At 66.8% G+C, this 13,933-nt stretch carries 8 protein-coding genes; 5 read left to right on the top strand and 3 right to left on the bottom strand.

The features are described from left to right. The first annotated feature begins 59 nt into the window (after positions 1–59). Both CON76_RS11910 and CON76_RS11905 read left to right on the top strand, forming a co-directional pair. A complete protein-coding gene (locus tag CON76_RS11910; protein WP_101103581.1) occupies positions 60–2,492 on the top strand; it encodes a DUF3141 domain-containing protein in 2,433 nt (810 codons plus the stop codon). 14 nt (positions 2,493–2,506) lie between these two features. Then, positions 2,507–4,426 (top strand): acyl CoA:acetate/3-ketoacid CoA transferase, encoded by a 1,920-nt coding sequence (locus CON76_RS11905; protein ID WP_101103579.1) that lies wholly within the window; start codon positions 2,507–2,509, stop codon positions 4,424–4,426. 48 nt (positions 4,427–4,474) lie between these two features. On the opposite strand, the gene CON76_RS11900 is transcribed toward CON76_RS11905, so the two are convergent. Then, positions 4,475–5,509 (bottom strand): HD-GYP domain-containing protein, encoded by a 1,035-nt coding sequence (locus tag CON76_RS11900; RefSeq protein WP_101103577.1) that lies wholly within the window; start codon positions 5,507–5,509, stop codon positions 4,475–4,477. 289 nt (positions 5,510–5,798) lie between these two features. On the opposite strand from CON76_RS11900, the gene ychF reads away from it, so the two are divergent. The 3 genes from ychF to metH all read left to right on the top strand — a co-directional run bounded on the left by ychF (position 5,799) and on the right by metH (position 10,422). Next, entirely contained in the window at positions 5,799–6,893 is a 1,095-nt protein-coding gene (gene ychF, locus CON76_RS11895) for a redox-regulated ATPase YchF (protein ID WP_101103575.1), read from the top strand. A 48-nt stretch (positions 6,894–6,941) separates the two neighbouring features. Further along, positions 6,942–7,436, top strand: a complete 495-nt coding sequence (locus CON76_RS11890) for a hemerythrin domain-containing protein (RefSeq protein WP_101103573.1) — start codon at positions 6,942–6,944, stop codon at positions 7,434–7,436. Positions 7,437–7,677: 241 nt separating this feature from the next. After that, the gene (metH, locus tag CON76_RS11885) at positions 7,678–10,422 is read left to right on the top strand and encodes a methionine synthase (protein ID WP_276309005.1); all 2,745 of its coding nucleotides are present in this window, start codon (positions 7,678–7,680) and stop codon (positions 10,420–10,422) included. On the opposite strand, the gene CON76_RS11880 is transcribed toward metH, so the two are convergent. Further along, positions 10,423–12,906 (bottom strand): GspE/PulE family protein, encoded by a 2,484-nt coding sequence (locus CON76_RS11880; RefSeq protein ID WP_338063698.1) that lies wholly within the window; start codon positions 12,904–12,906, stop codon positions 10,423–10,425. Positions 12,907–12,940: 34 nt separating this feature from the next. Further along, positions 12,941–13,933: YifB family Mg chelatase-like AAA ATPase (locus CON76_RS11875; RefSeq protein WP_145995447.1), on the bottom strand; the 993-nt coding region annotated here is incomplete at its 5' end.

Here is a 13,933-nt window from a genome sequence, read left to right as displayed (position 1 = left end):
GTGAAATATCCGGGCTAAGCCCGCAGCCATTCAACAGCCAGATATTCAGGAAGTGTTTCATGTACCCCACCTTTAGCCCCGCCCATTTTGCCGAACGCCACAGCCAGGACGTGGCCACCACCCAGAGCCAGGTGGAACGCGTGCTGGCGTGCGGCCAGCGCCACGCGCACAACATTGCCCAGCAGCACAGCCAGCGCCTGATGGGTCTGGTAAGCGAGGCCGTAGCGGTGCAGCAGCAGCTGGCCACCAGCGCGTTGCAAGGCCAGCTGGCGCAAACCAGCGCCGACTACGCGGTGGACGCCGCCCAGCGCACGGTGCTGACGCTGGACGTGCTGCGCGAGCGCGCCAACCTGGACCAGGCGCACGAGGCCGCCGGCACGCCGCCGGTGCTGATGTACGACTACGAAGTCGTCATGAACGGCGAGGATCTGCTGCGCCCGGTCAACTACCTGCTGCTCAAGATTCTGCCCCCGGCGGGCACCGAGGTGTTCGACACCAACCGCCCTTACATGATCATCGACCCGCGTGCGGGCCACGGTGCGGGCATTGGCGGCTTCAAGCCCGACAGCCAGGTCGGCGTGGCGCTGCGTGGCGGCCATCCGGTGTACTTTGTGGTGTTCCGCCAGCACCCGGTGGCGGGCCAAACCTTGGCCGATGTGATGCGCGCCGAGGCCGAGTTTCTGCGCGAAATTCGCCGCCAGCACCCCGACGCACCCAATCCGATTGTGGTGGGCAACTGCCAGGGCGGTTGGGCCACGCTGGCGCTGGCAGCGGCCAACCCCGACATTACCGGCCCACTGGTCATCAACGGTGCGCCGGTGGCCACCTGGTCGGGCAAAGTGGGTGAGAGCCCGATGCGCTACAACGGCGGCCTGCTGGGCGGTGTGGTGCCCGCGCTGCTGATGTCCGATTTGGGCCATGGCGAGTTTGATGGCGCGCACCTGGTGTCCAATTTTGAGCAACTCAACCCCAGCCGCAACCACATCGGCAAATATTTCGACCTGTACAGCAACGTGGACAAGAACCGCGAGAGCTTCCTGGAGTTCGAGAAATGGTGGGGCGGCTTCCACTTCAACAACGAAGCCGAAATCCGCTGGATCGTGGAAGAGCTGTTCGTGGGCAACCGCCTGGCGCGTGGCCAGGCGCAGCTGGAGCCGGGCCGCGTGCTGGACTTGAAGGCCATCCGCTCGCCCATCATTGTGTTTGCCAGCCACGGCGACAACATCACCCCGCCGCAGCAGGCGCTGAACTGGATTGTGGACACCTACGCCGACGAGAACGAGATCCGCATCCGCGGCCAGCGCATCGCCTACATGGTGCACAACAAGGTGGGCCACCTGGGCATCTTCGTGTCGGCCTCGATTGCCAAGAAAGAGCACACCGAGATGGACGCCACCCTCAAGACGATTGAGGCGCTGGCACCGGGCCTGTACGAGATGAAGATCGAGCACAGCAGCGGCGAAGGCCTGCACGAGCAGTTCTCGGTCAGCTTCCACGAGCGCGGCACCGCCGACATCGTGGCCCTGACCGGCGCCAACCGCGAGCAGGAAAAAGACTTTGCCGCCGTGGCGCGCCTGTCTGAAATGGGTGCCGACTGGTACGAGGCCACGCTGCGCCCGCTGGTGCAGTCCATGGTCACGCCGCACACCGCCGAGGCGCTGCGCACGCTGCACCCGTCGCGCCTGAGCCGCCGCGCGCTGGGCGACCAGCACCCGGTGATGCCCTGGGTCAAGGGCCTGGCCGAGCAGGCCCGCGCCAGCCGCCAGCCCGCCGACGCCAGCAACCCGTTGCGCGTGCTGGAAAAGATCACCGCCAACGCCCTGATGCAGCAGATGGACTGGCTGCGCGACGTGCGCGACGCCTCCTATGAGCTGGCCTTCCTGTCCATCTACGGCACGCCCTACATGCACTGGCTGGGCCACACCCACGCCCAGGACCGCACCCGCAAGGATCCCAAGGAGCTGCGCTACCTGCCCGAAGTGCAGGCCATGCTGCTGGGGCTGGACAGCGGTGGCTTTGAGGCCGCCGTCATCCGCATGCTGATCTTGCTGGCCGAATCGCGCGGCTCGGTGCGCCGCGACCGCCTGGAGCGTTCGTCCGAAGTGCTGACCACGCACGCGCCGTTCGTGGGCCTGAGTGCCGACAAGCGCGCCGCGCTGATCCGCGAGCAGTCCATCATCGTGGAGTTCGAGCCCGACCAGGCCGTGGCTGGCCTGGCCCGCATGCTGCCCGCCGCCGACGAGCGCCGCCGCGCGCTGGAGGTGGTGGCCTACATCCTGGGCGACCTGAGCGACATGGAGCCGCAATCGCGCCACATGCTGCAACGCATGCAAGAGGCGCTGGAGCTGCGCGCGCCCAGCAGCAGCGTGGCCGACGGCAGCACCTTCAACAGCGTGACCTCGTTGAACGCCGTGGCCGTATCGGCCCAAGACGAGAAAAAGCTCGCCGCCGCCAGCAGCAACGCCCGCAAGTCCGCCACCGCCAAAGTTTGAGTAACATTCCCGCTATGAAAAACAAAGTTGTTTCGGCCCAAGAGGCCATCCGCCTCATCCGCGACCGCGACACGCTGGTTTGCTCCGGCTTTGGCGTGGTGGGCGTGCCCGATGAACTGCTGCTGGCGCTGGAGGAGCGTTTCACCAGCACCGCCAGCCCGCGCGACCTGACGCTGGTGTTTGGCGGCGGCCCCGGCGATGGCAAAGACCAAGGCCTCAACCGGCTGGCGCACGAAGGGCTGATCCAGCGCGCCATTGGTGGCCACTGGGCGCTGGTGCCCAAGCTGGGCCAGATGGCACTGGCCAACCAGTTTGAGGCCTACAACCTGCCGCTGGGTGTGATCTCGCACCTGTACCGCGACATTGCAGCGGGTTTGCCTGGCAACCTCACGCCGGTGGGGCTGGGCACCTTCGTCGATCCGCGCTTGCAAGGCGGCAAGATCAACAGCCACACCACCGAGGAACTGGTCGAGTTGACCACGTTGGCCGGGCGCGAGATGCTGTTCTACAAGGCCCCGCGCCCCAACGTGGCCTTCATTCGCGCCACCGTGGCCGACACCGAAGGCAACCTGACGCTGGACCGCGAAGCCCTGAGCCAGGACACGCTGGCGATTGCGATGGCCACCAAGAACGCCGGTGGCATGGTGATTGCCCAGGTCGAGTACGTGGCCGAGGCGGGCAGTTTGCCCATCAAGCGCGTCAAGGTGCCCGGTATCTTTGTGGACTGCGTGGTGGCGGCCCGCCCCGAGTACCACCAGCAAACCTACGGCACCGCTTACAGCCCGGCGCTGGCCGGTGAAATCCGCGTGCCGCTGGACAGTCTGGCACCCATGCCGCTGGACGAACGCAAGGTGATTGCGCGCCGCGCCGCCTTTGAGCTGCTGCCCAACGCCATCGTCAACCTCGGTATTGGCATGCCCGAAGGTGTGGCCAACATCGCCGCCGAAGAACGCCTGTTGCCCTACATGACCCTGACCGCTGAACCCGGCGTGGTGGGCGGTGTGCCCGGCAGCGGCCTCAACTTTGGCAGCGCCACCAACGGCATCGCGCAGATCGACATGAACCAGCAGTTCGACTTCTACGACGGCGGCGGACTGGATCTGGCCTGCCTGGGGCTGGCGGAGTGCGACGCGCGCGGCAACATCAACGTCAGCCGCTTTGGCCCCAAGCTGGCCGGGGCGGGCGGCTTCATCAACATCACGCAGAACAGCCGCACGGTGATCTTTGTGGGCACTTTTACCGCTGGCGGCCTGAAGGTGGAGGTGGGCCACGGCCAGCTGCGCATCGTGCAGGAGGGCAAGCACCGCAAGTTCGTCAACACGCTGGAGCAGGTGACTTTCAGCGGCGAGTACGCGGCCCAGCATGGCAAAAAAGTGCTGTACGTGACCGAGCGGTGCGTGCTGCAACTCACGCCCGAGGGGCTGGAGCTGGTGGAAGTGGCGCCGGGTGTGGACATCGAGCGCGACATCCTGCCCTACATGGCGTTCAAGCCCATCATCCAGCAGCCGCGCCGCATGGATGAGCGCATCTTCCACGCCGAGCCCATGGGCCTGAAGGACACGCTGCTGTCGATTGCGCTGCTGGACCGGATTGCCTACCAGGCCGAGCGCAACCTGCTGTTCCTCAACTTCCAGGGCCTCAAGCTGCGCACGCCGCAGGACGCGCTGGACGTGCAGGCCGCCGTGGAACACCGCTGCCGCGAGATCGGGCGCAAAGTGGACGTGATCGTCAACTACGACAATTTCGAGATCGAGGAAGCGGCGCTCGACACCTACAGCCAGGTGGTGCAGCACATGGTGTCGCACCACTACCTGCACATCAGCCGCTATACCACCAGCACCTTCTTGCGCCATAAACTGGGCGCAGCGTTGGATGAGCGTGGGTTGGCTCCCCACATTTTTGAAACCCGCAGCGAGGCCGAAGCCCAACTGTGACGCTGGCCGCTGCCCTGGTGCCCCGGAATGGGTGGGCGCCGGGGCGGCTCAGACGCGGCGCAGCAGCCGCCCGGTGTCGAGCCGCACCCGGATGTCCTCGGGCGCCACGCTTTCCTTGATGGCGTGCTGCTTGAGCTGGGTCTCGCGCCGCACCGGGGTGGTCATGGGCATGCCGTCGCCGTCCAGGATCGACATCACCAGCGGCGTGTGCACCATCTCGCCGCGGCGCACCACCACCGCCACTTCCTCGCTTTTCAGGCGCACGTAGGTGCCCGGCGGGTACAGGCCCAGCTGCTTGACGAACAGCGCGCTGAGTTCCTTGAACTGCTCCTTGGCCTCCAGGTAGAGGTTGCCCACCGCCAGGTTGGGCGACATGCCCCGGCGGCTGGCGCGCGGGCTGATGCAGGCCACAAAGATGTCGCTCATGTGCAGCAGCTGCTGCGTGGCGCTGAGCTCGGTCTTGCCGTTGGGGTAGCCGGTGCCGTCGGGGGTTTCGTGGTGGTCGAGCACCAGGTTGAGCCACAGCGAGTCGCGCACGCCCAGGCTGCGCAGCAGCTCCATGCTCTTGTGCGGGTGGGCGCGGATCTCCTCGCGCTGCTGCGCGCTGGTGTCCTGCGCCTGGCGCGCCAGCTTGTCGTGCAGGCCCAGCATGCCGATGTTCATGGTCAGCGCCGCGCGCACCAGTGCCATCTGCTCCGATTCCGGCAGGTTGGCCTTGGGTGCAATCAGGCGGGAGATCAGCGCCGACAGCAGCGCGTGCGTGGTGCTGTAGCTGGGGCTGTGGCTGTCGAACAGCATCTGCACCAGCACGAACAGGCTGGCGTCGGGGTAGTCGTCGGTCAGGGTGCGGATGCCGTTCTCGATGAACGTGAGGCGCTGCAGGAAGTCCTCGTCGCGGTTGCTGTCGCGCCGCAGCAGCGTCAGCAGCCAGCGTTGCAGCGCGGGCCAGGCGTCCACGGGATCCTTGTCGAGCTTGGGTTCGCGCGCCTTGGCCATGGCCGCCGGCAGGGCAGACGCCGCCGCAGGCGCCGCAGCAGGGGGTGTGGCGGGCGGTGTGGGGGCGGTGGGCGTGGAGGTGTCCATAAAGGAAATGTGTGGTGCCGGAGCGCTGGCGGTTCAAGCGGCGTTTATTCTGGCCCAAAACTGCGCCCGAATTGACACGGTGCGGGCCGTACAGGGTGATTTTCGTGCAATATCTCACATTTTATGCACCTTTGCGCGTGGCCACAATCACGCGGGCGGTGCGGCGTGGCAGTGGTCTGTGGTGGTGGGGAATGTCCCTACAATCAGAGCCATCAGACCCATTTCCCCCCACGGCCAGACGCTGGTGCCGCCGGGGCGCAGATTCACACAGATTCACCAAGGAAGTTTCATGTCCCTCAAGTGCGGCATTGTTGGCCTGCCCAACGTCGGCAAATCCACCCTGTTCAACGCCCTGACCAAGGCCGGCATCGCGGCCGAGAACTACCCCTTCTGCACCATCGAGCCCAACGTGGGCGTGGTGGAAGTGCCCGACCCGCGCCTGCAGCAGCTGGCCGAGATCATCCAGCCCGAGCGCACCGTGCCCGCGATCGTGGAGTTCGTGGACATTGCGGGCCTGGTGGCCGGGGCAAGCCAGGGCGAGGGTCTGGGCAACCAGTTCCTGGCCCACATCCGCGAGACCGACGCCATCGTCAACGTGGTGCGCTGTTTTGAAGACGAGAACGTGATCCACGTTGCCAACAAGGTGGATCCGATCGCCGACATCGAGGTGATCCAGACCGAACTCTGCCTGGCCGACATGGGCACGGTGGAAAAGAGCCTGCACCGCTACAACAAGGCCGCGCGCAGTGGCAACGACAAGGAAGCCGCCGCGCTGGTGAAGGTGCTGGAAAAGTGCCTGGCCGCCTTGAACGAGGCCAAGCCGGTGCGCTCGATCGAGTTCAGCGACGCCGAACTGGTGCTGCTCAAGCCGTTGTGCCTCATCACCGCCAAACCGGCCATGTTTGTGGGCAACGTGGCTGAAGACGGCTTCGAGAACAACCCGTTCCTGGACCGCCTCAAGGAATACGCTGCCAAGCAGAACGCACCCGTGGTGGCCATCTGTGCCAAGATCGAGGCCGAACTCAGCGAAATGGACGATGCCGACCGGTTGGAGTTCCTCAAAGAACTGGGGCAAGACGAGCCAGGCTTGAACCGCCTGATCCGCGCGGGCTTCAAGCTGCTGGGGCTGCAAACCTACTTTACGGCGGGTGTGAAGGAAGTGCGCGCGTGGACCATCCACATTGGCGACACCGCACCCAAGGCGGCGGGCGTGATCCACGGCGACTTTGAGCGCGGCTTCATTCGCGCCCAGACCATTGCGTTCGACGATTTCATTGCCTACAAGGGCGAACAAGGCGCCAAGGACGCGGGCAAGATGCGCGCCGAAGGCAAGGACTACGTCGTCAAGGATGGCGACGTGATGAACTTCCTGTTCAACGTCTGACCCACGTCCGACGCCCCGCCGCCAGCCCGGATTTTGAGGAGGCCCGCCATGTCCGCTACCGATTCCGCCGCCCACGACGCTGACGACGACGACGTCGATCACGCCGACCCTGTCGAGACCCTGCACTGGGGCGACCAGTACCTGCTGGGCTACGGCCCCATCGACGAGCTGCACGAGGACTTTGTGACGCTGGTGGGCGCCATGCAAACCGCGCCCGACGCCGAGCTGCCCGCCTTGTTGCAACAGTTTGCCACCCACCTGCAAGAGCATTTTGATGCCGAAAACCAGTGGATGGAGGAGACCCAGTTTCCACCGCGCGGTTGCCACATGGACGAGCACGCGGCGGTGATGGCCTCGGTGCTGGAGGTGCAGGAGCTGCTGGCGCAGGGCGAGGTGGACATCACGCGCGAACTGGTGGACGAGCTGGCGCGCTGGTTCCCCAAGCACGCCGACCAACTCGATTCGGCGCTGGCGCACTGGATGTTCAAGCAGCGCATGGGCGGCAAGCCCGTGGTGCTGCGCCGGGGCCTGTCGCTGCGCTGAACGTGCGGGCGCCTGCGCGCCCGTGGCCCCTTCCGTAAAATAGGGCGCTCCCGCTCCAGGGAGCGCTGCAGCGGCTCGCCCGTCAGGCCTGGAGCCCCGGCGCCGCCCCGTTGTGCTGCGCTGCCCCCGTACCACCCCCACCGCGCTCGCTCCTGTTGCCGTTGTGCCCCCTGTTGTGAAGGCGAGTGCCGTGTCCATTACCGATTCTTCTGTGACCGTGAACCATCCCATTTCGCGCCCCGTGGCCGCGTCTGCCGCTGCCCCCGTTGCCGTGCCCCCGATGATGCTGTCGGGCCTGGAGCCGCTGCTGATTGGCGCGGGCAGCCTGTTCGTCAACATTGGCGAGCGCACCAACGTCACCGGCTCCAAGGCGTTTGCGCGCATGATTTTGAACGGTCAGTACGAGGAAGCCCTGGCCGTGGCGCGTCAGCAGGTGGAAAACGGCGCGCAGATCGTGGACGTCAACATGGACGAGGCCATGCTCGACAGCCAGGCCGCGATGGTGCGTTTCCTCAACCTGATGGCCGGCGAGCCCGACATTGCCCGCGTGCCGGTGATGATCGATTCCTCCAAATGGAGCGTGATCGAGGCGGGCTTGCGCTGCGTGCAGGGCAAGGGCGTGGTCAATTCCATCAGCATGAAGGAAGGCGTGGAGGAGTTCAAGCGTCAGGCCCAGCTGATCAAGCGTTATGGCGCGGCCACCGTGGTGATGGCGTTTGACGAACAAGGCCAGGCCGACACCTACGCGCGCAAGATCGAGATTTGCGAACGCGCTTACCGCATCTTGGTGGATGAAGTGGATTTCGCGCCCGAGGACATCATCTTCGATCCCAACATTTTTGCCATTGCCACCGGCATTGAGGAGCACAACAACTACGCGGTGGATTTCATCAACGCCACACGCTGGATCAAGCAGAACTTGCCCGGTGCCAAGGTCAGCGGCGGCGTATCGAACGTGTCGTTCAGCTTCCGGGGCAACGAGCCGGTGCGCGAGGCCATCCACACCGTGTTTTTGTACCACGCCATTCAGGCGGGCATGGACATGGGCATTGTCAACGCGGGCATGGTGGGCGTGTACGACGAGCTGGACGCCGACCTGCGCGAGCGGGTGGAAGACGTGGTGCTCAACCGCCGCTCTGATGCCACCGAGCGTTTGTTGGAAGTGGCCGAGACCGTCAAGGGGGCGGCCAAAGACGACAGCGCCAAGTACGCTTGGCGCGCCTTGCCGGTGCGCGAGCGCCTCAAGCACGCGCTGGTGCATGGCAACAACGAGTTCATCACCGAAGACACCGAAGAGATGTGGCAGGCCCTGAGCGCCGACGGCGGTCGCCCGCTGCACGTGATCGAAGGCCCGTTGATGGACGGCATGAACGTGGTGGGCGACCTGTTTGGTCAGGGCAAGATGTTTTTGCCGCAGGTGGTCAAGTCCGCCCGGGTGATGAAGCAGGCGGTGGCGCACCTGGTGCCCTACATCGAGGAAGAAAAGCTGCGCCTGCAGGCCGCCGGCGGCGACGTGAAATCCAAGGGCAAGATTGTGATTGCCACCGTCAAGGGCGACGTACACGACATCGGCAAGAACATCGTCACCGTGGTGTTGCAGTGCAACAACTTTGACGTGGTGAACATGGGCGTGATGGTGCCCTGCCACGAGATCCTGGCCAAGGCCAAGGAGGTGAATGCCGACATCGTGGGCCTGAGCGGCCTCATCACCCCCAGCCTGGAGGAGATGCAGTATGTGGCGTCCGAGATGGAGAAGGACCCGTACTTCCGCGAGCGCGGCATTCCGCTGCTGATTGGTGGCGCCACGTGCAGCCGCGTGCACACGGCGGTCAAGATTGCGCCCCACTACAGCGGCCCGGTGGTGTACGTGCCCGATGCCTCGCGCAGCGTGGGTGTGGCGCAGAACCTGCTGGGCGAGGCCAAGCCCGCCTTCCTGGCCGAGCTCAACACCGACTACGACCGCGTGCGCACCCAGCACGCCAACAAGAAGCAGACCCCGCTGTGGCCGCTGGCCAAGGCGCGCTCCAACAAGGCCGCGCTGGACTGGGACGGCTACACGCCGCACGCGCCCAAGTTCCTGGGCCGGCGCACGTTCAAGAACTTTGACCTGGGCGAGCTGGCGCGTTACATCGACTGGGGCCCGTTCTTCCAGACCTGGGATCTGGCCGGGCCGTACCCCGCCATCCTGGACGACGAGGTGGTGGGCGAGCAGGCGCGCAAGGTGTTTGCCGACGGCCAGAAGATGCTGCAAAAGATCGTGGAAGGCCGCTGGCTGACGGCCAATGCGGTGCTGGGCTTCTACCCGGCCAACACCGTCCACGACGACGACATCGCGCTCTACACCGACGACAGCCGCACCCAGGTGGCGCTGACCTGGCACGGCCTGCGCCAGCAGACCGAGAAGCAGGAGATCGATGGCGCCATGCGCCCCAGCCGCTGCCTGTCGGACTTTGTGGCGCCGCAGGCCAGCGGCGTCAAGGATTACGTGGGCATGTTCGCCGTCACGGCGGGCATCGGCGTCGAGAAAAAGGAGCAGCAGTTCCTGGCCCAGCACGACGACTACCAGGCCATCATGTTCAAGGCGCTGGCCGACCGCCTGGCCGAGGCCTTTGCCGAATGCCTGCACCACCGCGTGCGCACCGACCTGTGGGGCTACGCGCCGCAGGAGGCCCTGAGCAACGCCGAGCTGATTGCGGAAAAGTACCAGGGCATCCGCCCGGCACCGGGCTACCCGGCCTGCCCCGACCATTCGGTCAAGCGCGACATGTTTGCGCTGCTGCAGTGCGACGACATTGGCATGGGCTTGACCGAAAGCCTGGCCATGACGCCGGCGGCCAGCGTGAGTGGCTTCTATTTGAGCCACCCCGACAGCACCTACTTCAGCGTGGGCAAGATCGGCCACGACCAGCTGCAGGACATGGCCGCACGCCGGGGCCTGCCCGAGGCCGAGCTGGAGCGCCTGCTGGCGCCCAACCTCAACCTGTGATCAGGCGCAGCTGGCGCGCACTTCCTCGATCGAGGTCTGCCCGGCCAGCACCTTGAGGATGCCGTCCTGGCGCAGGGTGCGGAACTGGCCGCCGGTCATGCCCTCGCGCTGCAGCTGCTGCGACGGCGCCTTGGTCTGGATCAGGTGGCGCAGCGCCGGGGTGTCGGTCAGCAGCAGCTCGTGGATGCCGATGCGGCCCTTGTGCCCGGTCTGTTGGCAGCTGGGGCAGCCCGGCGCGTGGTGGTGCGGCAGCTGGCCCTGGTGGCCAAACTGGGCCAGCCACTGGGTGCGCACGCTGTCGGCGTCGGGGCGCATGTCGTCGGGGAACTGGTGCAGGTAGTCGGCCAGCAGGCTCTGCACGTGCTCCTCGCTGGCGGGTTCGCTCACGCGGCACTGCGGGCACCACTGCCGCACCAGGCGCTGTGCCAGCACGCCCAGCAGCGAGTCGGCAAAGTTGAACGGATCCATGCCCATGTCGAGCAGGCGCGTGACGGTCTCGGACGCGCTGTTGGTGTGCAGGGTCGACAGCACCAGGTGCCCGGTCAAGGAGGCCTCGATGGCCATCTGCGCCGTTTCCTGGTCGCGGATCTCGCCCACCATGATCACGTCGGGGTCGGCGCGCAGGAAGGCGCGCAGTGCCTTGGCAAATGTCCAGTCGATCTTGGGATTGACCTGCACCTGGCGCAAATCGGGGTTGCTGATCTCGATCGGGTCTTCGGCAGTCCAGATCTTGCGCTCGGGCGTGTTGAGGTGGCGCAGCAGCGCGTGCAGCGTGGTGGTCTTGCCCGAGCCGGTGGGCCCCACGCACAGCAGCATGCCGTAGGGGCGTTCGGCCACGGTCTGCAGCGCGTGCAGGTTGGCCGCGCTCAGGTGCAGCTGCGACAGCTTGAGCGCCTTGCCGCTGGCCAGCAGCCGCATCACCACGTCCTCGGCACCGCCTTGGGTGGGGATGGTGGCCACGCGCAGCTCGATCTTGTGCTGCGGCGCGTACTTGGCAAAGTCGATCTTGCCGTCCTGGGGCTTGCGCCGCTCCGAGATGTCGAGGTCGCACATGATCTTGATGCGCGCCACCAGCGCGGCGCGGTAGCCCGGGGGCAGTTCCATGTACGGGGCCAGCCGCCCGTCCTTGCGAAAGCGGATGCGCACCTTGCGCCGGCTGGCAAAGGTCTCGATGTGGATGTCGGATGCACCTTGCTGGTGCGCCTCGATGATCATGGTGTTGATCAGGCGCACCAGCGAGTTGTCGGATTGCTCGATCAGCGCCTCGGGGCCGGCGTCGGGTTCGGCCTCGTTCTGTTCCAGCGACTCCAGCAGCTGGTCGGCGCGGTCGGGCGTGTTGGGCTGCCCGGGCGTGCTCTTGCCGTAGCCGCCCGGGGTGTTGTCCAGCCCGAAGCGGGTGTAGACCTCGCGGATCTGCTCGGGCAGGGTCTCGGTGTTGCCCAGCGCGGCCACCACCTTGAGCTGGGTGCTGAATTCCAGCTCGTCGATCATGGCGTGGCGCGACGGGTCCTCGGCCGCCACCACCAGCGTGCCCGCGCGGCGCAGCAGCGGCAGCACCTTGAGGCGTTGCGCCAGCCCCAGGTTGACGCAGCGCAGCGCCTCAGGGTCGATGGCGAAGTGCTCCAGATCGACCACCGGGTAGCCCATCTTGCGCACCAGCGCAATCTGCAGCTTCTGGCGCGTGAGCAGCCCGCTCTTGACCAGCAGCTCGCCCAGCGGCACCGAGCGTTCCTGCTTCTGGTGCTGCAGGGCCTGCTGCAGCTGGCCTTCGCTGATGAGGCCCAGCGCGGTCAGTGCCTCGCCTATGCGCACCATGGGCATGCGCGCCTGCTGCTCCAGCGCCAGCAGCAGCTGCTCGGGCTTGACGATTTCCTTGGTCACCAGGTAGTCGCCCAGCTTGCGGTTGCGCAGGTTTTCCTGCTCCTGGGCGGCGCGCTCGATCTGTTCGGCGCTGATGGCGCGCTCCTGCACCAGCACCTGGCCGATGCTGTCGCCCAGCGACACGCTCTGGTACTGCGCGCGCGGGATGAAGCAGCGCCGCACCTGGCCGTCCTCGCCCAGCGGCTCGAACAGGAACAGGCCGTGCTCGGTTTCCAGGTGGCCCACGGTCTGGCCGTTTTCGGTCTGGCCGTCGCTCCAGGTCAGGCGGTAGGCGATCTGGGGCCGGTGCGCCAGCAGCTCTTGCAGCGGTGCGGTCTGTCCGGTGTCGTCGCTGTCGTGCGGCACCAGCGGCGTGTGCAGGCGCAGGCGGCGGAACATGGAAAAGCGCAGCGTCAGCGGGAAGTTGGACGGCGGGATCTGCACCGTGGCCTGCCCTTCCTTGGGCGAGAGTTGCAGCAGCTCGCAGTTGCGCGTCAGGCCGTTGACGCCTTCGACCTCGCAGCCCTGGGGCGTGCTGTCGGCCTGCGGGTCGGGCTGGTAGGGGGCGTAGGGCGGGGTGGGCCAGTGCAGGCGCGCGGCGGTGGGGGCGGGGGTCTCGGTCACGGTGTGGGGTCGGGAGGAGGAAAACAGATGAACGTCATTCGGCGTGCTGCAGCGCGCGCCGGTACTGGATGGCCTCGGCCACGTGGCCGGTCTGCACGCTGGTGCTGCCCGCCAGGTCGGCAATGGTGCGCGCCACGCGCATGGCGCGGTGCAGCGCGCGCCCGCTCCAGCCCAGTTTGCTGGCGGCGGCGTGCAAAAACTTCAGCGCCGCCGCGTCCAGTTGCACGTGCGCTTCCAGCGCCTGGCCGTGCAGGGCCTGGTTGCCGTGGCCCTGGCGGGCCTGGGCCACGGCGCGCGCCGCCTCTACCCGGGCGCGCACCTGGGCGCTGCTTTCGCCCGCGCCTCCGTGCAGCAGGGCGTCGGCGGGCAGGGCGGGCACGGCCACGTGCAGGTCGATGCGGTCGAGCAGCGGGCCGCTGAGCTTGCCCTGGTAGCGCGCCACCTGGTCGGGTGTGCAGCGGCAGTGCTTGTGGCTGGCCCCCAGGTAGCCGCAGGGGCAGGGGTTCATGGCCGCGATGAGCTGGAAGCGCGCCGGAAACTCGGTCTGTTGCGTGGCGCGCGAGATGCGGATGTGTCCGGTTTCCAGCGGCTCGCGCAGGGCTTCCAACGCGCTGCGGGGAAATTCTGGCAACTCATCCAGGAACAGCACCCCGTTAGTGGCCAGCGAGATTTCCCCCGGCCGGGGTGGCGAGCCCCCGCCCACCAAGGCCACCGCGCTGGCGGTGTGGTGCGGCGCGCAGGTGGGGCGCTGGCCCCAGTGTTCGAGCTTGAAGCGCCCACTGAGGGACGCCACCGCCGCGCTCTCCAGCGCCTCGGCGGTGCCCATGGCGGGCAGCAGGCCCGCAAAACGCTGCGCCAGCATCGACTTGCCCGAGCCCGGCGGCCCCACCAGCAGCAGGCTGTGCCCGCCCGCGGCGGCAATCTCCAGCGCCCGGCGCGCAGCGGCCTGGCCTTTCACGTCGGCCAAGTCCGGCCCGCTGGGGGCGATGCTGGCCGGTGCGCGCGCTTGCAGGCGCTGCCAGCCGTC

Origin of the sequence: Macromonas bipunctata (assembly GCF_002837135.1) — a bacterium.
In the GTDB taxonomy this organism is placed as follows: Bacteria; Pseudomonadota; Gammaproteobacteria; order Burkholderiales; family Burkholderiaceae_C; genus Macromonas_A; species Macromonas_A bipunctata.
This window is presented reverse-complemented; position numbering and strand designations above follow the sequence as displayed.

Coding starts and splice junctions, on each gene's coding strand:
- CON76_RS11910 (WP_101103581.1), top strand. CDS start 60: ATGTACCCCACCTTTAGCCCCGCCCATTTTGCCGAACGCCACAGCCAG.
- CON76_RS11905 (WP_101103579.1), top strand. CDS start 2,507: ATGAAAAACAAAGTTGTTTCGGCCCAAGAGGCCATCCGCCTCATCCGC.
- CON76_RS11900 (WP_101103577.1), bottom strand. CDS start 5,509: ATGGACACCTCCACGCCCACCGCCCCCACACCGCCCGCCACACCCCCT.
- ychF (WP_101103575.1), top strand. CDS start 5,799: ATGTCCCTCAAGTGCGGCATTGTTGGCCTGCCCAACGTCGGCAAATCC.
- CON76_RS11890 (WP_101103573.1), top strand. CDS start 6,942: ATGTCCGCTACCGATTCCGCCGCCCACGACGCTGACGACGACGACGTC.